The sequence below is a fragment of the Streptomyces sp. A0592 genome (assembly GCF_004795115.1).
Classification (GTDB): domain Bacteria; phylum Actinomycetota; class Actinomycetes; order Streptomycetales; family Streptomycetaceae; genus Streptomyces; species Streptomyces erythrochromogenes.
On record NZ_SSBM01000071.1, the window covers coordinates 1 to 19,052 of the forward strand.

The window sequence follows — 19,052 nt, forward strand, 5'->3', positions numbered from 1 at the left end:
CGGGAGCCGAAGGGCCGAGGAGATACTCCGGCGGGGCACCGCTCCACCCATGGCATCCCGCCCAGCGGAAAACGGGCCACCCCGGCGGGAGCCGAAGGGCCGAGGAGATACTCCGGCGGGGCACCGCCCCACCCATGGCATCCCGCCCAGCGGAAAACGGGCCACCCCGGCGGGAGCCGAAGGGCGGGAGCCGAGGCGCTGGGCAGGAGAGAGAACCGCTGCCCGAACGGGAGTGGAAGCGGCAGACGAGCCGGCCTGTACGCCGGGTTCTGTCGCCCGGTGACCTCGCGGTCGCCGGGGAGACGGCCATCCATCTAGGACCGGCGTTGCCGCCGGCCTCGTGCGGTCTACCCGCGAACTCGGGCGGGCAGCCCTCAAGCGTTCGCGCAGACCCGTCCGGGGACGGATCCTCTTGACCTTGCTCCGGGTGGGGTTTACCTAGCCGCCTGGGTCACCCCAGGCGCTGGTGGTCTCTTACACCACCGTTTCACCCTTACCGAGGGCCGAAGCCCCCGGCGGTCTGTTTTCTGTGGCACTGTCCCGCGGGTCACCCCGGGTGGGCGTTACCCACCACCCTGCCCTGTGGAGCCCGGACGTTCCTCGGCGGGATCCGAGGATCCCGACGCGGCCGCCCGGCCGACTCGTCTGCCGTGGCGACCATGCTACCGGCTGTGCCGCCGCCGCTTGACCTTGCCGCAACGGCAGGGTTTCTACTGGGGGCATGCGGATCGGAGAGATCGCCGCGGTCGTCGGGGTCACCACCCGGGCGATCCGGCACTACCACCATGTCGGGCTGCTCCCGGAACCGGAGCGGCGCCCCAACGGATACCGGGCCTACACCGTCCGGGACGCCGTCCTGCTGGCCCGCGTACGGCGGCTCACCGAGCTCGGGCTCAGCCTCGACGAGGTGCGCGACGTCCTCGCGGACGACGCCGGGCGCGACCTGGCCGACGTACTGGAGGAACTCGACGCCGACCTCGCCCGGCAGGAGGCCGGGATCAAGGAGCGGCGGCGACGGCTCGCCGTGCTCCTGGCCGCGGAACCGGGAGAGGGCGAGCCGATCTCGCCCGCGCTCGCCGAACTCCTGGCGAAGGCGCCGCGCACCACCTCGCCGGCAGCGGCGAAGGACCGCGAGCACCTGACGCTCCTCGACGCCACGGGTGCCGGCGGCGAGGAGGTCTACGCCGCGCTCGGGCCGCTGGCCGCCGACCCCGCGGTGCTCGCCCTGTACGAGCGGCTGGACGAACTCGCCGAGGCCCCCGCGGACGACCCGCGGGTCCCGGGCCTGGCGGCCGAGCTGGTGGCCGCGGTCCCCGACGAGGTGTTCGCCGCGATCCCCCGGGACGGGGCGGTCGTGACCGGGTTCAAGGAGGCGCTGCTCGCCGAGTACGCCCCCGCACAGGCGGAGGTCGTCCGCCGCGTCATGGAGGCCTTCATCGAGAGGGGACGGGGATGACACGCGCGGTACGGGCGGCCCGGATCGCGGTGGCGGCGGTCCTCCCGGCGGAGCTTGCGCTCGTGGTGTGCCTGGCGGCGGGGGTACGGCCGCCCGCGCCGGCCCTGGCCGCCGCCGAGGCCGTGGTGTTCGGGGTGCTCCTGCTGGAGGCGTGGGTGCTGCACCGCCTGTACGCCGCCGCCCGCGCGGCCGGCCAGGAGCCCCGGGCCGCCCTGCGGACGGCGGCCCGCGCCGTGGTCCCGGTCCAGGTCCGGCGGCTGCTGCGGCACGAGCTGCGCGCCGGCGCCTCCCTCGGCCGGTGGCTCCTGCGCCGCAAGTACGGGGTGCGCCCCGGGGACCTCGCCGCCGCGTACACCGGACCGCAGACGGCCATGATGTACGGAATGGTCTTCGTGTCGGTGGTCGAGACCGTCGCGCTGGCCCTCCTCATCCCCTGGCCGGCCGTCCACCGGGTGGTGCTCGTGCTGGACGTGTACGGGATCCTGCTGGTGATCGCCCTGCACGCAGCCTGTGTCACCCGGCCGCACGTGGTCGGCGCCGACGGCACGCTGCGGATCCGCTACGGCGCCCTCTTCGACCTCGCCGTGCCGCCGGACGCGGTGGCCTCCGTACGGGTGGAGCGCCGCTATCCCGAAGGGCGGCTGGTCACGCTCTCGGAGGACGGGGTGCTCGACCTCATCGTCGGCAGCCAGACCACGGTGACCCTGGAGCTGAACCGCCCGCTCACCTTCCTCCGCCCGCTCGGCGCCCGCGCGTCGGCCCGCACCGTCCGCTTCCACGCCGACGACCCCCGCACCCTGGTAGCGGCCCTGCGCCGGCCGGCGTAGGCGGAGGGGGCCGGGCGGGGCGGGCGGGCGTCTACCCTGGCCGGGGGGCCGCATCCCCTGCGACGTGTCGTATTGAAGGAGAACCACCGTGCTCGTGCTGCTGCCGCCCTCCGAGGGAAAGGCCGCCGGCGGCTCCGGCGCACCGCTGGAGCCGCAGGAGCTGTCGCTGCCCGGCCTGGCGCAGGCCCGGGCGGCGGTGCTGGAGGAACTGCTCGACCTGTGCACGGGCGACGAGCTGAAGGCCCGTGAGGTGCTGGGCCTGAGCGAGGGCCTGCGGGGCGAGGTCGCGAAGAACGCGGAGCTGCGCTCGGCGGCGGCCCGCCCGGCGGGGGAGATCTACACCGGCGTGCTCTACGACGCGCTGGGCCTGGCCGATCTGCCCGCGGCGGCGCGGGCGACCGCCGAGGACGCGCTGCTCGTCTTCTCGGGGCTGTGGGGTGCGGTGCGCGTCACCGACCGCATCCCCTCGTACCGCTGCTCGATGGGCGTGAAGCTGCCGGGGCTGGGCGCGCTCGGTGCCCACTGGCGCGCCCCGATGGCCGAGGTGCTGCCCGCGGCCGCCGGGGACGGGCTCGTGCTGGACCTTCGTTCGGCGGCGTACGCGACCGCGTGGAAGCCCAAGGGCGAGGTCGCCGGCCGGACCGCGACCGTGCGGGTGCTGCACTCGCAGATGGTCGACGGCGTGGAGAAGCGGTCCGTGGTGAGCCACTTCAACAAGGCGACGAAGGGCCGACTGGTCCGGGACCTGCTGGTGGCCGGCGCCGTGCCCGGCACTCCCGCCGAACTGGTGACGGCCCTGCGGGACCTGGGCTACGTCGTCGAGGCGGAAGCCCCCGCGAAGGCGGGCCGGTCCTGGTCCCTCGACGTGGTCGTGACGCAGATCCACCACTGACGCGCCGCCGGTGGCCGGGGGCGCCGCCCCCGGCGCCGCGCGTCAGTGGTGGATCCGGGCCTCAACGGCCGAGCGGCCAGGCGACCGTGGCCGGGGTGCGGTCGGAGGTGTCGGCGTACGCGGCGCAGGCGTCCGTCAGGGTTTCCAGGAGGGTGAGCGGGTCCGGGAGGGAGTGCTCCATGCCGCGGATCCAGGTGACCGCCAGGTCACCGGGGAGGGCCGCCGGCGGGACCAGGACGTAGCTGCCGCGGCAGTGCCAGCGCAGGCCCGGGTGTTCGTCCATGGTCTCGGGGTGGCAGTCCAGCGCGCACGGCCACCACTCGTCCTCGTCCTCGGGGGTGCCGCGGGTGGCGGTGAAGAAGAGCATCCGGGCCTGGTCGCCCGTGCCGCCCGATTCGGCGACGGGGCCGACCTTGATGCCGGCCTCCAGGAGCCGCGCGAGGGCGGCGGCGCCGGCTTCCAACGGGACGTCGAGTACGTCGTGGACCATGCCGGTCGCGGTGATGAAGTTGGCCTGGGGCTGGTTGCGCGCCCACCGCTCGATCTGTGCGCGGTCGGTGGTCGACTGGGTCTGCCAGGCGAAGGAGACGGGATGTCGTGCCGGAGTCGGACAGCCGATGCGGTCGCACGAACATCGATAGCCGGCGGGATGGGCGGCGGGGGCGAGGGGGAGACCGGCGGCCGCGACGGCCAGGAGGAGCGCCTCGCGCTCGCCTGCGGGGTCCTCGGCGGTGGGTTTCTGCCGCCGGCGCAGCCACTGGGAAATCCTGCTCTGCTCGCCGCGTTTGACGCGGCCGGACTCAGACCCCATCTATCCCCTCACCTCACCGTTGCCCCGGCAGACCTTCACATGGTCCCACCATCCTGCGCCCCGGGTGACCGCTCTGTGAGACCGGGGGGCCGGGGACGGGTGACCAGCAACCCCAACATACCCACAGAATCAGGGCAAACATTCCCGGGTGAACGCAGGATGTCGGGCGGCTAGCGGGCGGTGACGTTTGCCACCCCGCCGAGCACTCCGTCCACCAGCGCGTCGGTGTACGCGTGCGTGAGCGGCGCGGTGCGCAGCAGCCAGCGGTACGTCAGCGGCCCGAGCAGCATCTCGACCGTCAGCCGCAGGTCCGTGTCGGGTGCGAGCTGGCCGACCTCGCGGGCCGTGCGCAACCGGGCCTCGTACAGGGCGAGCTGCGGCTCCAGCAGCTGCTCGGTGAACCGGGCGCCGAGCTCGGGGTCGGTGGCGCCGGCCGCGGTCAGGGCGCGGGCGGGGGCCTCGTACTTCTCGTCGTTGAACTCGTCCACCGTCGCCCGCAGTACGTACTTCAGGTCGGCGGCGAGGTCCCCGGTGTCGGGGAAGCCGGCCCACTCGGCGCCGGCCTCCGCGTCCCCGGCGAGGGCGAGGGAGGCCTCCAGGAGGACGGCGGCCTTCGAGGGCCACCAGCGGTAGATGGTCTGCTTGCCGACGCCGGCGCGGGCGGCGATGGCCTCGATGGTCAGCTTGTTGTAGCCGACCTCCCCGACCAGGGCGAGCGCGGCGTCGAGGATGGCGCGCCGGGAGCGGTCGCTGCGGCGTGCGGCGTCAGGGGTCTTGGTCATACCTCGAAACTATCAAAGCGAGACGTCTCGTCTCCTTTTCTCCTCGCCTCTCAACGGTTCGGTAAACCACCCCATCGGTCCACTGCGTCGTCCCGGTCCAGGAGAGACGATTCTTTCCAGCACTCGTCCCGAGTCGTGAAAGTCGTGAGGAGCCTTCTTTGCGCAGAGACGCCACACCCCGGCGCTATCTGATGTGCCCACCCGCACACTTCAAGGTCACGTACTCCATCAACCCGTGGATGGATCCCACGAAACCGGTGGACCTGCCCCTCGCCCAGACCCAGTGGGAAGACCTCAGGGACCGGTACGCGTCCCTGGGACACACCGTCGAGACCCTGGCACCGGATCCCGAGCTGCCCGACATGGTGTTCGCGGCGAACGGGGCCCTGGTGGTCGACGGCCGGGTCCTCGGGGCCCGCTTCGCCCACCCCGAACGTGCCGCCGAGGCCGAACGGCACCTCGCATGGTTCCGCGACCACGGCTACCAGGACGTCCACGAGCCCTCCCACGTCAACGAGGGCGAGGGCGACTTCGCCGTCACGGCGAGCTTCATCCTCGCGGGGCGCGGCTTCCGCTCCAGCCCGCTCTCGCACGACGAGGCCCAGGAGTTCTTCGGCCGGCCCGTGATCGGCCTCGACCTGGTGGACCCGCGCTACTACCACCTGGACACCGCACTCAGCGTCCTCGACGGCGACGAGGTCATGTACTACCCCGAGGCCTTCTCGCCCGGCAGCCGGGGCGTGCTCAGGCGGCTCTTCCCCGACGCGCTGATCGCCGACGGCCGGGACGCGGCCGCCCTGGGCCTGAACGCGGTGTCCGACGGCCGGCACGTGCTGCTCCCGCAGGCGGCGACCGGGCTGTTCGGCCCGCTGCGCGACCGGGGGTTCGAACCGGTCCCGATGGACCTCGGGGAACTGCTCAAGGGCGGCGGCAGCGTGAAGTGCTGCACCCAGGAGCTGCGCCCGTAGGGCCCGGCACCGCCCAGTCCGTCTAGCCCTCGGAGGGCGGCGGCCAGGCCCGGCCCCAGTCGGCGTCCCGCGCGGCCTTGTAGAGGTCGCCGTGGCGCTTGGTCACGTTGACCTTGGTCAGGCCCGCGCCGTCGCCCTCCTCGGGGCCGCACAGCTCCAGCAGGACGAGGCCCTTGCGGATCTGCGGCTTGCGCGTGATCCGGGAGGCGGCCGGTCCGACGGGGAAGCGGGTCGCGGCGACGTAGCTGAACTTCTCGTCCTCGTACGGGAGCGAGCCGCCCTTGACCTGCCGGTGCAGGGAGGAGCGGCTGACCCGTGCCGAGAAGTGGCACCAGTCCTTGCCGACCTCGATGGGGCAGGCCCCGTCGTGCGGGCACGGGGCGGCGACCTGCAGCCCCGCCGCGATCAGCTGGTCGCGGGCCTCGCGGATGCGCAGGTAGCCCTCCGGCGTGCCCGGCTCGATCAGCACCACCGCCCGGCCGGCCCGCGCCGCCTCGGCGACGACGGCCGTACGGGCCTGCCCGGTCAGCTCGCCGAGCACGTACGACACCGTCACCAGGTCGGCGTCGGGGATGGCCAGCCCGGCGCCGATGACGGCCCGCCGCCACTCGGCGCCGCGCAGCACCTGCGAGCCGGAGGCGGCCGCCAGTTCCCGGCCGAGGGTCAGCGCCGGCTCGGCCCAGTCCAGCACGGTGGTCTGCCGCGGGCCGTCCCAGGTGGCGTCCACCGCCCAGGTTGCCGCCCCCGTACCGCCGCCCACGTCCACGTGCGAGGCGGGCGCCCAGTCGGGTGCCGCCTCGGCCAGTGCGTCCAGGGCGGACCGCACGGCCTCGAAGGTGGCGGGCATGCGGTAGGCCGCGTACGCCGCGACGTCCGAGCGGTCGCGCAGTACGGGTGCGTCGGTGGGGGTCCGCCCGCGGTAGTTGGCGATGAGCCGCTCGACGGCGGCCGAGGCCTGCTTGGGCGGGAGACCGTCGAGCAGCCCGCCGAGCGTGCTGCGGAGGGTCTCGGCGGTGGTGGGGGCGGAGGCGTTCACCTGCCGAGTTTACGGCGGGCCGGGGCCGGGGCCGTCAGCGAGGCCCCGGCTCCGGCCCCCGGCTCAGTCCTCCGCCGGGGCGGGCGCCGTCTGCGCGTCCCGCTTCTGCCAGGGCCGGCACAGGGCCAGGAAGCAGCTCACCGAGAGCACCGCGCACACCAGCTGCACCAGGGCCATCGGGACCGCCGTGTCCTCGCCCGCGATGCCCACCAGCGGTGACGCGATCGCGCCGACCAGGAAGGACGAGGTGCCGAGCAGCGCGGAGGCCGATCCGGCCGCGTGCGGGGTCCGCATCAGCGCCTGCGCGTTGGTGTTCGGCAGCACGATGCCCATCGCCGACATGAGGACGAACAGCGCGGCGGCGATGGGGGTCAGCCCGACCTCGCCGAAGGCGCCCGTCGCCATCAGCAGCAGGGACACCGCGGAGACCAGGACGACCGCGAGGCCGACGGCCAGCACCTTGTCCAGGCGCACCCGGCCCACCAGCAGCTTGCCGTTGATCTGGCCGACGAGGATCAGGCCGAAGGAGTTCAGGCCGAAGAGCAGGGAGAAGGTCTGGGGCGAGGCCCCGTAGATCTCCTGCACCACGAAGGGGGAGGCGGAGATGTAGGAGAAGAGGACGGCGAAGGCGAAGCCGCCGGTCAGGGTGTAGCCGGTGAAGACCCGGTCGCCGAGCAGCCCGCGCATGGTCCGCAGCGCGGAGCCGACGCCGCCGGTGTGCCGCCGCTCGGGCGGCAGGGTCTCGCCGAGACCGCGCCAGACCATCAGGGTGAGGACCGCGCCGACGCCGGTCAGGACGACGAAGACGCCCCGCCAGTCGGCGAAGCGCAGCACCTGGCCGCCTATGAGCGGCGCGACGATCGGTGCGGCCCCGGATATGAGCATCAGGGTGGAGAAGAAGCGGGCCATCTCGTCGCCGTCGTACAGGTCGCGCACGACGGCGCGCGCGATGACGACGCCGGCGGCCCCGGCCAGCCCCTGGAGCAGCCGGAAGCCGATCAGCAGCTCGGCGGTCGGGGCGAGGGCGCAGATCGCGGTGGCCAGGACGTAGACGACCATGCCGACGAGCAGCGGCCGGCGGCGGCCCCACTTGTCGCTCATCGGGCCGATGACGAGCTGGCCGAGGGCCATGCCGGCGAGGCAGGCGGTGAGGGTCAGCTGGATCGTCGCGGCGGGGCTGTCCAGGGCGTCGGTGACCTGCGGCAGCGCCGGCAGGTACATGTCCATGGACAGCGGTGGGAGGGCGGTGAGCCCGCCGAGTATGAAGGTGACGAGCAGGCTCGTGCGGCGGGCGCGCGTCAGGGACGCGGTGGTGCCGGGGGCGGAGGGCGATTCGGGCGACGAGTCGTGCGAGGGTGCCGTCGCGGGGCCTCTCTCCGACATGCGGAACTCCAGTCTTCTCATCTGCTTTTGTGCACCCCTGACCGACCCATGTTCTCAGCAATCGGAACGTCCCGGGACCGGGGCGTGCTGTGACGTAGCCTGCGGCCCCATGGACGAACCTACGAAGAAGATCGCCGTGGTGACCGGCGCCGGCTCCGGGATCGGCCGCTCCGTGGCCCTGGCCCTGGCCGCGGGGGGATGGGCCGTGGCCCTGGCCGGCCGCCGGGCCGAACCGCTGGAGGAGACCGCCGCCGCGGCCGGGACCGGCGCCGACGTCCTGTGCGTGCCGGCCGACGTCAGCGACCCTGACCACGTGAATCGGCTGTTCGAGTCAGTGCGCGCCCGCTACGGGCGCCTCGACCTGCTCTTCAACAACGCGGGCACCTTCGGGCCCGGCGGGGTCCCGCTGGAGGACATCACCTACGAGGCCTGGCGCTCGGTCGTCGACGTCAACCTGACCGGCGCCTTCCTCTGCGCACAGGCCGCCTTCCGGCAGATGAAGGCGCAGGATCCGCAGGGCGGCCGCATCGTCAACAACGGCTCCATCTCCGCCCACGTGCCCCGACCCAACTCCATCGCCTACACCGCGACGAAGCACGCCATGACCGGCCTGACGAAGTCCCTGTCACTGGACGGGCGGCCGTACCGGATCGCCTGCGGCCAGATCGACATCGGCAACGCGGCGACCGAGATGACCGAGCGGATGCAGACCGGCATCCTCCAGGCCAACGGACAGCTGGCCGTCGAGCCGGTCATGGACGCCGCCGACGTGGCCCGTACGGTCCTGCACATGGCCGAGCTCCCGCTGGAGGCGAACGTGCAGTTCGCGACGGTGATGGCCACCGCCATGCCGTACATCGGCCGCGGCTGAGCCGTTCTCCTCCCGATCTCCGTTGCCAGTGCGCGGGGCGGCGCCGATCATGACCGCATGACCGATACCGAGGTACTGCGCTACACGGCCTTCTCCGGCGACCCGGACGGCGGCAACCCCGCCGGGGTCGTGCTCGACGCCTCCGGGCTGGACGACGCCGCGATGCTGGAGATCGCCGCCGGGCTGGGCTACAGCGAGACGGCCTTCCTCACCGGCCCGCCCGACGGGCTCGGCGGGCCGGAGGGCCGCTCCTTCACCGCGCGCTACTTCAGCCCGAAGGCGGAGGTCCCCTTCTGCGGCCACGCCACCATCGCCACGGCCGTCGCACTGGCGGAGCGGATCGGGCCCGGCGAACTCCTCCTCGCCACCCCGGCGGGCACCGTGCCCGTGTCCGTCGCCGCCGAGGACGGCCGCCTGCGGGCGACGCTGACCAGCGTCGAGCCGCACACCGAGGACGTCGGCGCCGACGACCTCGCCGAGGCGCTCGCCGCACTGGACTGGCCGCAGTCCGACCTCGACCCGGCGTTCCCGCCGAGGATCGCCTACGCCGGCGCCCGCCACCTGGTGCTCGGCGCCGCCACCCGGGCCCGGCTCGCGGACCTCGCCTACGACTTCGCCCGCCTGGAGGCGCTGATGCGGCGCTTGGACCTCACCACGGTCCAGCTGGTGCACCGCGCGGGCCCGGCGGAGTTCCACGCACGCGACCCGTTCCCGGTCGGCGGCGTCGTCGAGGACCCGGCGACGGGGGCCGCGGCGGCCGCCTTCGGCGCGTACGCCCGGGAGCTCGGCCTGGTCCCGGAGGAGGCCGAACTGACCATCCATCAGGGCACGGACATGGGCCGCCCGGGCGTCCTCACCGTCGGGCTCCGCGCGGGCGACCCCCGCGTCCGCGTGGGCGGTACGGCGGTCCGCATCCCGTGAGGCTGCACGGCTTCGCCGAGGCCGACGTACCCGCCGCCGCGGCGCGCCAGGTCGCCGACCTGCAGGCAGAGGCCTGGCCCGGCTCCACCCCCGGGCACGACCCGGCGCTGGCGCCGCGCACCCTCCTGCTCGTCGACGACGCCGGGACGGTCGCGGCCGCCCTGTCGCTGCTCCACAAGGGGATCCGGCTCGGCGGCCGCACGTACCGGGCGGCCGGGCTGAGCTCCGTCGTGACCCGGAGCGCGCTGCGCGGACAGGGGATCGGCGGGCGGCTGGTGGCGGCCGCCCGCGCGGAACTCGCCGCGGACCCGGCCGTGGACCTGGCGCTGTTCAGCTGCGACCGGCCCCTCGCGCCGTTCTACGAGGCGGCCGGCTTCGCACCGCTGCCCGGCACGGTCCTCGTGGGCGGCACCCCCGAGGACCCGCTGGCCACCGACGCCCCGGGCTTCGACAAGGTGGTAATGGCGGCCTTCTTCACCGACGCCCCGGCCGCGGACCGCGCGGCCTTCACCGCCGTGCGCGTCCCGCTCCACTCCGGGAGCGTCGACCGGCTCTGGTGAACCGTCAGCCGGCGGGCCGGGTGTCCGAGGGGCCGGAGGCCCGTGCCGGGGTGCCCGCCGGGCCGCCGCGCCCGCGCTCGGCGAAGAACAGCACCAGTACGGGGACCAGGTACAGCACCCACACCGTCAGCTGGAGGACGGTCGGGTCCGGCTGGAAGTTGAAGACGCCCTTGAGCAGGGTCCCGTACCAGCTGTCCGGCGGGACGGCCGTGCTGACGTCGAAGGCCCTGTCGTTCAGACCGCCCAGGAAGCGGGCCTCCTGGAGGTCGTGGACGCCGTACGCGAGCACGCCCGCGGCCACGACCACCAGCATCGCGCCGGTCCACCGGAAGAACTTCGCCAGGTTGATCCGCACGGCGCCCCGGTAGAAGAGGTACCCGAGCACGATCGCCGTCGCGATGCCCAGCAGCACACCGATCAGTGGCGCCGAGGAGCCCTCGCCGCTGGCCCGTACCGACGCCCACACGAACAGCGCGGTCTCCAGGCCCTCCCGGCCGACCGCCAGGAAAGCGGTCGCGACGAGCGCGCCGGTGCCCATGGCGAGCGCCGTGTCGAGCTTGCCGTGCAGCTCGGCCCTCAGGTGCCGCGCGGTGCGCTTCATCCAGAAGACCATCCACGTCACCAGCCCCACCGAGATGATCGACAGGCTGCCGCCCAGCAGCTCCTGCGCCTCGAAGGTCAGCTCCTGGGAGCCGAATTCGAGCATCGCGCCGAAGGCGAGCGAGAGCGCGCAGGCGATCCCGATGCCGAGCCACACCGGACGCAGGGCGTCCCGGCGGTCCGTCTTCACCAGGTACGCGACGAGGATGCAGACGACCAGACTGGCCTCCAGCCCCTCGCGCAGGCCGATCAGATAGTTGCCGAACACGGTGGTTCTTCCTCTCCGGCGGATACTTACGCGAACAGCGTCCGGCCCCACCAGTCGTCCTTGTCGCGGACGCCCGGCGGGACGGCGAAGACGGCCGAACCCACGTGCTGGATGTATTCGTTGAGGACGTCGGACTTCGCCAGGTTGCGCTGGATCGGGACGAAGCCCGTGCGGACGTCGCGCTGGTAGGCGAGGAAGAACAGGCCCGCGTCGAGGCGGCCCAGGCCGTCCGTGCCGTCGGTGAAGGAGTAGCCGCGCCGCAGGATCGTCGCACCGTTGTTGGTGTCCGGGTGCGCGAGACGGACGTGCGCCTCCGGCTTCATCGCCTTCAGGAAGGGCTCGTCGCGCTCCCTGGACTTGCCCACGGGGGCACCCTCGCCCTTGTCGCGGCCGAAGATGTCCTCCTGCTCCTGGAGCGATGTCCGGTCCCAGGTCTCGATGTTCATCCGGATCCGGCGCGCCACCAGGTACGAGCCGCCCGTCAGCCAGTCGCTGCCGTCGCCCGCGCCGACCCACACGTGCTGGTCCAGGGCCGCCTTGTCGGTGCCCGAGATGTTCCGGGTGCCGTCCTTGAAGCCCATCATGTTGCGCGGGGTCTGCTCGTCCGGAGTCGTCGACGAGGTCTTGCCGAAGCCGAGCTGCGACCAGCGCACCGCGACCCGGCCGAAGCCGATCCGGGCCAGCTGGCGGATGGCGTGCACGGCGACCTGCGGGTCGTCGGCGCACGCCTGCACGCACAGGTCGCCGCCGGAGCGGGCCGGGTCCAGGTTGTCGCCGGGGAACAGCTCCAGGTCCACCAGCGCCCCGGGGCGCCTGCCCTCCAGCCCGAACCGGTCCTTGGCGAACAGGCCCGGACCGAAACCGACGGTCAGGGTCAGCCGGGAGGCCTTCAGGCCGAGGGCCTCGCCGGTGTCGGTCGGCGGGGCCTCCGGCAGGCCCTCGTACACGTCGCCGACCGGCAGGCCCGCCGTCATCAGACGGGCCGCCGCGGTCCACTCCTTCAGGAGCTCGACCAGCTGCCCGCGGTCCTTCGTCTTCACGTCGAAGGCCGCGAAGTGCAGACGGTCCTGCACGGCGCTCGCGATCCCGGCCTGGTGCTCCCCGTGGAAGGGCACGGCCCCGCCCGCGGCCGAGACCATGTCCGAGCCGCCGCCGAAGGCCACGGCCGCACCGCCGGCCGCGGCGGCGCCGAGCGCGAGCCCGGCCCCGCCCCAGCCGAGCACCGCACGACGGGAGGGTGCGGCCCCGGCGGCCGCCGGGGAGGCCGCCGGAGAGGTGTCGCCGTCCTGCTGCGGCTGCTCCGCCGCCGGTTGCGACTCGGTCATCGTCTGCTCCCGTCTGCTTTCGTTCCGCCCGTTCGTTACTTCGCGACCGCGGCGGCGAGCTTGGACAGCGGCTCGGCGAGCGCGTTCACGCCGTCCGAGAGCTCCTTGCGCTCCGCCTCGCCGACCTTGTCGTACGAGGTGAACTCGTAGGAGGTCTTGTCGGCGCGGTACTTGTCCAGGAGGGTGTTCAGGGCCGCGAACTGGGCGTCGAGCTGCTTGGACAGCTCCGGGTCGTTCTTCTCGGCGATCGGCTTGAGCAGCTCGTACGCCTTCTGCGCGCCCTCGACGTTGGCCTTGAAGTCGACCAGGTCGGTGTGGGAATAGCGCTCCTCCTCACCCGTGACCTTGCCGGTGGCGACCTCGTCGAGGAGCTCCTTGGCGCCGTTGGCGATCGAGGTGGGGGTGATCTCCGCCTGGCCGACCTTCTTCTGCCAGTCGGTCAGGTCCGCGATCAGGGTGTCGGCGAGCTTCTTGTCGTTGTCGTCGATCTTGTTGTCGGCCCACAGGGACTTCTCCAGGCGGTGCCAGCCCGTCCAGTCCTTCGCCGGGTCCTGGCCGGCCTCCAGGCCGTCCTCGCGGACGTCGACCTTCGGGTCGATGTCGCCGAAGGACTCGGCGACCGGTTCGGTGCGCTCCCAGCCGATGCGGGAGGGCGCGTACGCCTTCTTGGCGGCCTCGACGTCGCCGGACTTGACCGCGTCCGCGAAGGCCTGCGCCTTGGGGAGGGTCTCCTCGGCCTGCGCGACCACGTACGCGCGGTACGCGGCGACGGCGGCGTCCGCCTCCGGGCTGCGCTTCTCCTCGGCGGCGCCCTTCGCCCCGGTCGCCTTGACCTTCTGGGCGATGCCGTCGCCCTTCATGCCGGGCTTGCAGACGATCTCGTAGTCGCCCGCCTTGATCTCGGCGGTGATGGACGCCTTGGTGCCCGGGCCGATGTTCTCGCGCTCGGTGACGATGCGGGCGTCCGGGAAGAGGACGTAGACCTCGGTGACCTTGGAGCCCTTGTTCTCGACGTCGATCTGCACCTTGCCGGCCGGGAACTCCGTCTTCGACACGTCGCAGGCGCTGTCGGAGGCCGCCACGCGGATCGCCTCGTCGCCCGCGTCGCTCTTCTGGGAGCAGCCGGTGGCGACGGTCAGGGCGGCCACCGCGGTGGCGGCGGCGACGGTGAGGCGGGCGGGGCGCATAGGGGGCTCCTGGGCGTCGGACGAGGGCCGTCCCAAGGGGGAGAGGCCGGTGAGGCGGACCTAACTTAACCGAGCCTTACTTCACCCATACCCCCTCGTGCAGTGATTCAGGTCTCACGTTCCGGGCTGGGACACGGGGCCGTCACGGACCCTCCACGACAAGCCCAAGGCCCGGTCAAGCAGGGGTCAAGAGGGCATACCGTCCGGTGTGCCGACGCGTTCCGGGGACCCTTCCGCGGCTCGTTTCGCGGCCCGTACGGGGATCACCAGCGGGGCACCCGTGCGGGGGTGCGGGAGCACCTCGACGGGCTGCCGGTACACGCGGCTGAGGAGGGCGTCCTCGAACACCTCGGCCGGCGGACCGTCCGCGGCGATCCGCCCGTCGTGCAGGACGGCGGCCCGGTCCGCGTAGGCGGCGGCCAGCCCCAGGTCGTGCAGGACGACGACGACCGCGTCACCGGCCCCGGCCCGCTCCCGGCAGAGGCGCAGCACGAGTTCCTGGTGGCGCAGGTCGAGGGCGGCGGTGGGCTCGTCGAGCAGCAGCAGCGGGGCCCGCTGGGCCAGTACGCGGGCCAGCGCCACGCGGGCCCGCTCGCCGCCGGAGAGCGCGGAGAAGGGGCGCGCGGCGAATTCGGTGACCTCGGCCGCGGCCATCGCGGTGGCGACGGCCTCCTCGTCCGCCTCGGCGAAGGGGGTGCCGGCCCACGGCGCGCGGCCCATCCGTACGACGTCCTCGACGGGGAAGGGGAAGGACAGCGCGGCGGACTGGGGCAGGACCGAGCGGCGCAGCGCGAGGTCCGGGGCGCTCCAGTCGCCCACCGGGCGGCCGTCGATGCGGACTTCGCCGGAGGCGGCCGGCAGGTCCGCGGCGAGGGCGCCGAGAAGGGTGGACTTGCCCGCGCCGTTGGGGCCGACCAGCGCCAGCACCTCGCCGGCCCGGGCGGACAGGTCGATGCCGGCGAGCACCTCGCGCTGCCCGAGCCGGACGTGCAGGTCCACGGCCTCGGCGAGGGCCGCGCCGGGGGCCGGCCGGGCGGGGACGGTGCGGCGGCCGCGGGCGAACAGGCGGGCCAGGGGGCCGGGCCCGGCGGTGGCGGTGGCGGTGTTGGTGTCGGTGGCGGCGCGGGTCACGCCCAGCCTCCTTGCTTGCGGCGGGTGCGACGCAGCAGCCAGAAGAAGAACGGGCTGCCGATCAGGGCGGTCAGGACGCCGAGCGGCAGCTCGGCGGGCTGGGCGAGGGTCCGGGCGGCGAGGTCGCCCGCGACCAGGACCACGGCCCCGGCCAGGGCGCTGCCCGGGACCAGGAAGCGGTGGCCGGGGCCGTTGGCCATGCGCAGCAGGTGCGGGACGAGCAGGCCGATGAAGGTGATGACGCCGGCGACGGCCACGGCGGCCGCGGTGAGCAGGGCGACGACCAGGATGAGGGCCAGGCGCAGCCGTTCGACGTCGATGCCGAGGTGGCGGGCGGGCCGCTCGCCGAGCGAGAGCAGGTCGAGCCGGCGGGCGTAGAAGGGGGCGACAAGCAGGCCGGCGAGGGCGCAGGGGAGGACCGCGAGCACCTTGGGCCAGGTGGCCTGGGCCAGGGAGCCCAGCTGCCAGAAGGTGATCTGGTTGACCTGGCCGCTGTCCGCGAAGAACACGAACAGTCCGATGAGGGCGCCGGCGAAGGCGTTGACCGCGATGCCGGTGAGGATCAGCGTGACGACCTCCGTCTTCCCGCCGTTGCGGGAGAGGAGGTAGACCGAGCTGACGGTGATCAGGCCCGCGACGAACGCGCAGACGGTGATGGTCCAGTTGCCGAAGAAGCTGAGGCCGAGGCCGATGGCGGCGACCGCGCCGACGGCGGCGCCCGCCGAGATGCCGATGACGCCGGGCTCGGCGAGCGGGTTGCCGAAGACGCCCTGCATGAGCGCGCCCGCGCAGCCGAGGCTGGCGCCGACGAGCAGCGCGAGCACGACGCGGGGGAGGCGTACGTTCCACAGCACGCTCTCGCCGACCCGGTCCAGCGGTGCGCCGCCGAGGCCCAGGCGGTGCTGGGCGGAGGCGAGTACGTCCGCGGTGGGGATGCGGTAGGCGCCCGTGCCGGCGGAGACCAGGGCGAGGAGGAGCAGGGTCGCGACCAGGGCGATGGTGAGGAGCAGGGCCTTTCGGCCGCGCCGTTCGCCTGCGGCGGGCTTGGCGGGTACTGCGGGGTCGGCGGGCCTGGTGGGGTCGGCGGGCCTGGTGGCGTCGGCGGGGTGCGTGGCGGGGGCTCCGGCGGCGGGCGGGGCGGCTTCGGCGGGGTCGTAGGAAAGGGTCACCTCAGGCCCCCTTGCCGTAGAGCTGGCTGATCAGGGAGGACAGGACCTGGTCCGTGCGGGGGCCGTAGTTGAGGAGGACCCCGTCGTCGACCGTGACCACGCGCCGGTCCATGCCGGCCGGGGTCTGGGCGACGCCCGGGATCTTCACCAGGCCGTCGATGCCGCCGACCGATTCGAGGCCCTTGGACATGACCAGGATCGCGTCGGGGGCGGCGGCCGCCAGGGCCTCGCTGGTGATCGGGGTGAAGTCCTTGCCGAGACCGGACTCCTTGCCGGTGTCGACCGCGCCGGCCGCCTCCAGCAGCGAGGCGGCGCCGGAGTCCGAACCGCCCAGCAGGTAGACGGAGGCGGTGCCCCGCAGGTAGAGGAAGGCCACCCGGGGCTGCTTGCCCCCGGCCGCAGGAACGTTCTTGCGGACGGCTGCGATTCGGTCGGCGGTGCGCTGGTTCAGCTGCGCTCCGGCGTCCTTGACGCCGAGCGCGGTGGCGACGGTGTCGATCCGCTTCGGCACGTCGTCCAGCCCCTTGGCGGGAGCGACCACGAGGACCGGGATGCCGGCGTCGCGGATCTGCTGGATCGCCTCGGCGGGACCGGTGGTGGTCTCCGCCAGCACCAGCGTGGGGCGCAGCGAGAGCACGCTCTCGGCGGAGACGTCGTGGCCACGCGTCACCACCGGCAGGGCGGCGGCCTGTTCGAAGGTGGCCGTGATGTCCTTGGCGACGACCTGTCCGCCGAGACCCAGCGTATGGACGATCTCGTTGAGGCTGCCGGTCAGAGGGATCACCCGGTCGGCCGAGGCGACGGTCACCTGGGTGCCGTCGGCCGAGGGCACGGTCACCGGCAGGGCGGGCTGCGGCGTCGCGGCGAGTGGCTCCACCCGGTCCGGAGCGGCAGCGGCGGCGGGGGCGGATGAGCCCGGAGGGGTGGCCGTACCTCCGCAGCCCGTCAGTGCGAGTGCCAGTGCTGCCACGGCAACTGCGAGACGGGGAAAGCGGTGTGACGCGGCGGGCGTAGGCACGAAGGCACCGTCCTGATCGTCCGACTGAGGTTCTGGGGACCGGGGGGTTTCCATCCGGCCAGCGTTTAGCTTAGGTTAGCCTAACCTTGCTTGCTAGACCCTGGAGGGGGCATTCATGCCCGCGAGACCCGTCCGTACGCTCACCATCGCCCTGCTGGCGGGCCTGTTGGGGGCCCTGCTCCCGGCGACCGCCGCTCACGCGGGCACCGTGCAGGGGGGTCGGCTCGACTGGGGCATCAAATCGTCTTTCCAGAGTTATGTCACCGGTCCGGTGGCAAAAGGCGGTTTCAAGCTGAAGAGCGGAGCCGCCACGGTGGGCGGAAGTCTGTTCCGCTTCCACTCGGCGACCGGCTCCTACGACCCCGGGACGGGCGCGTTCGAAGCCTCGTACTCCGGCGGAGTGACCTTCCAGGGCCACCAGAAGCCGGACGGCGTATACGAGCTGGACATGACCGTCAGCCGCCCCACCGTCAAGATCAGCGGCGGTAGCGGGACGCTGTACGTGGACGTCTCCAGCAAGGCCAAGGACACCGGCACGGTCAGCAACCAGAGCCAGGTGCCCTTCGCGACGCTCGGCGTCGGCGGGATCGACATGAAGGGCGGCGGCACCCCGCTGACCCTCACGAACATCCCGGTCACCCTCACCTCCCAGGGCGCCCAGGCGTTCGCCGGCTACTACCCGGCCGGTGCGCGGCTCGACCCGCTGTCGCTCTCGGCCGACGTGAAGACGGCTCCGGCGGCGGAGGCCTCGCAGTCGCCGTCCGCGCAGCCGAGCACCCCGGCGGAGGCGACGCAGACGCCCGGCGCCTTCGCGGACGCCGCCGTCGACTGGGGGGTGCGCCGCACCTTCCGCGAGTACGTCACCGGTTCGATCGGCCAGGGCAAGTGGACCCTCGCCGAGGGTGCCCAGGACGGTGGCGCGCTGTTCCGCTTCCCGCAGGGCAAGGGCGCGTACGACGGCCAGAAGGGCACGCTTGACGCGGCCTTCGCCGGCACCGTCAAGTTCACCGGGGCCCACCTGGACCTGACGCTCGGCAAAATGGGCGTGAAGGTGGAGAACGGCAAGGGCGTGCTGTCCGCGGACGTCACCACGGCGGGCACGACGAAGAACGCCGTTCCGCTGGTCGAGTTCGACGCCAAGGCCCTGAAGACCGAGGGTGCGCTCGTCACCCTGACCGAGGCCCCGGCCACCCTCACCGAGGGCGGCTCCCAGGCCTTCAACTCCATGTACAAGGCCGGCACCGAGATGGACCCCGTCTCGCTGGCCGTCGCCCTCGACGCCACCGCTAAGCTGCCGGCCCTGCCCGACCTGGGCTCCACGGCCTCGCCGTCGGCGGCTCCCGCCCCCGCGCCGTCGGCCGACGAACCCGCCCCCGCCGCGGAGTCCGGGAAGTCCTCGAACACCGGGCTCTACGTCGGCCTGGCCGCGGCCGTCCTGCTCCTGGCCGCCGCCGCAGCCTTCCTGCTGCGCAAGCGCCGCCAGGCCCCGGCCGCCGCCGGTGCCGATTCCGCGGCCTCGGCCCAGGCTCCGGCGCCCACTGCGGCTCCGGCCGCGGGCTCGGGTGCTGCCGGGGCGCCCGCCCCGGCCCCGGCCGCCGGTTCGGCCCAGGCCCCGTCCGCGGCGTCGGCATCGGAGCCCGCCCCGGCTCCTGCCAAGGCCCATGGCCCCGCCTCGGCTTCGGCCCCCGCCGCCGCCTCGGCCGCCGCGGCTCCGTCCGAGGCCTCGGCGTCGGCGCCCTGGTCCTCCACCGCGTCCAGCAGGTGTGCGAGCCGCCCGAAGTACCGGCCGGCCTCGGCCAGCGCCGGGGCGTTGCCCGGCCGTCCGGCCAGTTGCGCGGTATGCGCGA

General features: G+C 73.6%; 16 protein-coding genes, 1 other RNA gene and 2 pseudogenes. 8 read left to right on the forward strand and 11 right to left on the reverse strand.

What is annotated here, in order from left to right:
- Nucleotides 1–242 precede the first annotated feature (242 nt).
- An RNA gene (rnpB, locus tag E6U81_RS38525) (RNase P RNA component class A) lies at nt 243–644 on the reverse strand.
- A gap of 77 nt (nt 645–721) precedes the next feature.
- Between rnpB and E6U81_RS38530 the strand changes: the two genes are divergently transcribed.
- From E6U81_RS38530 to yaaA, 3 genes are all read left to right on the forward strand, one after another.
- Nucleotides 722–1,456: a MerR family transcriptional regulator gene (locus tag E6U81_RS38530; protein ID WP_136234647.1), complete on the forward strand. Its 735-nt coding sequence runs from the start codon at nt 722–724 to the stop codon at nt 1,454–1,456.
- Nucleotides 1,453–2,283: a hypothetical protein gene (locus E6U81_RS38535; RefSeq protein WP_136234648.1), complete on the forward strand. Its 831-nt coding sequence runs from the start codon at nt 1,453–1,455 to the stop codon at nt 2,281–2,283. Before E6U81_RS38530 ends, E6U81_RS38535 begins: the two co-directional genes overlap by 4 nt.
- Before the next feature lie 88 nt (nt 2,284–2,371).
- Nucleotides 2,372–3,175, forward strand: coding sequence for a peroxide stress protein YaaA (gene yaaA / locus E6U81_RS38540; protein WP_136234649.1), 804 nt, complete (start codon nt 2,372–2,374; stop codon nt 3,173–3,175).
- A 61-nt stretch (nt 3,176–3,236) separates the two neighbouring features.
- On the opposite strand, the gene E6U81_RS38545 is transcribed toward yaaA, so the two are convergent.
- Together E6U81_RS38545 and E6U81_RS38550 are read right to left on the reverse strand one after the other, a co-directional pair.
- Nucleotides 3,237–3,986: a bifunctional DNA primase/polymerase gene (locus E6U81_RS38545; RefSeq protein WP_136234650.1), complete on the reverse strand. Its 750-nt coding sequence runs from the start codon at nt 3,984–3,986 to the stop codon at nt 3,237–3,239.
- A 170-nt stretch (nt 3,987–4,156) separates the two neighbouring features.
- A complete protein-coding gene (locus tag E6U81_RS38550) occupies nt 4,157–4,768 on the reverse strand; it encodes a TetR/AcrR family transcriptional regulator (protein WP_136234651.1) in 612 nt (203 codons plus the stop codon).
- A gap of 140 nt (nt 4,769–4,908) precedes the next feature.
- Between E6U81_RS38550 and ddaH the strand changes: the two are divergent.
- Nucleotides 4,909–5,736, forward strand: a pseudogene (ddaH, locus tag E6U81_RS38555) (dimethylargininase); the annotation flags it as partial.
- Nucleotides 5,737–5,758: 22 nt separating this feature from the next.
- Here ddaH and E6U81_RS38560 read toward each other — a convergent pair.
- Complete coding sequence (locus tag E6U81_RS38560; RefSeq protein ID WP_136234653.1) at nt 5,759–6,772, reverse strand: small ribosomal subunit Rsm22 family protein; 1,014 nt, start codon at nt 6,770–6,772, stop codon at nt 5,759–5,761.
- 63 nt (nt 6,773–6,835) lie between these two features.
- The gene (locus E6U81_RS38565; RefSeq protein WP_136234654.1) at nt 6,836–8,155 is read right to left on the reverse strand and encodes a Bcr/CflA family multidrug efflux MFS transporter; all 1,320 of its coding nucleotides are present in this window, start codon (nt 8,153–8,155) and stop codon (nt 6,836–6,838) included.
- A 109-nt stretch (nt 8,156–8,264) separates the two neighbouring features.
- Here E6U81_RS38565 and E6U81_RS38570 point away from each other — a divergent pair, with 109 nt between their 5' ends.
- The 3 genes from E6U81_RS38570 to E6U81_RS38580 are packed head-to-tail and all read left to right on the forward strand — an operon-like array spanning nt 8,265 to nt 10,507.
- Nucleotides 8,265–9,026 carry an SDR family oxidoreductase gene (locus E6U81_RS38570; protein WP_136234655.1) on the forward strand — a complete coding sequence of 254 codons (762 nt, stop codon included), beginning with the start codon at nt 8,265–8,267 and terminating at the stop codon, nt 9,024–9,026.
- A 57-nt stretch (nt 9,027–9,083) separates the two neighbouring features.
- The gene (locus E6U81_RS38575; protein ID WP_136234656.1) at nt 9,084–9,947 is read left to right on the forward strand and encodes a PhzF family phenazine biosynthesis isomerase; all 864 of its coding nucleotides are present in this window, start codon (nt 9,084–9,086) and stop codon (nt 9,945–9,947) included.
- Nucleotides 9,944–10,507 carry a GNAT family N-acetyltransferase gene (locus E6U81_RS38580; RefSeq protein ID WP_136234657.1) on the forward strand — a complete coding sequence of 188 codons (564 nt, stop codon included), beginning with the start codon at nt 9,944–9,946 and terminating at the stop codon, nt 10,505–10,507. The genes E6U81_RS38575 and E6U81_RS38580 overlap by 4 nt, the downstream gene beginning before the upstream one ends.
- A 4-nt stretch (nt 10,508–10,511) precedes the next feature.
- Here the strand turns inward: E6U81_RS38580 and efeU are convergent, their stop codons facing one another.
- From efeU to E6U81_RS38610, 6 genes are all read right to left on the reverse strand, one after another.
- Nucleotides 10,512–11,375 carry an iron uptake transporter permease EfeU gene (efeU, locus tag E6U81_RS38585; RefSeq protein ID WP_136234658.1) on the reverse strand — a complete coding sequence of 288 codons (864 nt, stop codon included), beginning with the start codon at nt 11,373–11,375 and terminating at the stop codon, nt 10,512–10,514.
- A 26-nt stretch (nt 11,376–11,401) separates the two neighbouring features.
- The gene (gene efeB, locus E6U81_RS38590; protein WP_136234659.1) at nt 11,402–12,700 is read right to left on the reverse strand and encodes an iron uptake transporter deferrochelatase/peroxidase subunit; all 1,299 of its coding nucleotides are present in this window, start codon (nt 12,698–12,700) and stop codon (nt 11,402–11,404) included.
- Nucleotides 12,701–12,735: 35 nt separating this feature from the next.
- Nucleotides 12,736–13,887, reverse strand: a complete 1,152-nt coding sequence (gene efeO / locus E6U81_RS38595) for an iron uptake system protein EfeO (RefSeq protein WP_136234660.1) — start codon at nt 13,885–13,887, stop codon at nt 12,736–12,738.
- Nucleotides 13,888–14,073: 186 nt separating this feature from the next.
- Nucleotides 14,074–14,961, reverse strand: a complete 888-nt coding sequence (locus tag E6U81_RS38600) for a heme ABC transporter ATP-binding protein (RefSeq protein WP_136234663.1) — start codon at nt 14,959–14,961, stop codon at nt 14,074–14,076.
- 53 nt (nt 14,962–15,014) lie between these two features.
- Entirely contained in the window at nt 15,015–16,187 is a 1,173-nt protein-coding gene (locus tag E6U81_RS38605) for an iron ABC transporter permease (RefSeq protein WP_206310130.1), read from the reverse strand.
- 1 nt (nt 16,188) lies between these two features.
- On the reverse strand, nt 16,189–17,205 hold the full coding sequence (locus E6U81_RS38610) for an ABC transporter substrate-binding protein (RefSeq protein WP_240804269.1): 1,017 nt from the start codon (nt 17,203–17,205) through the stop codon (nt 16,189–16,191).
- A 115-nt stretch (nt 17,206–17,320) separates the two neighbouring features.
- Between E6U81_RS38610 and E6U81_RS38615 the strand changes: the two are divergent.
- A pseudogene (locus E6U81_RS38615) lies at nt 17,321–18,715 on the forward strand (HtaA domain-containing protein); the annotation flags it as partial.
- Nucleotides 18,716–19,052: the final 337 nt, after the last annotated feature.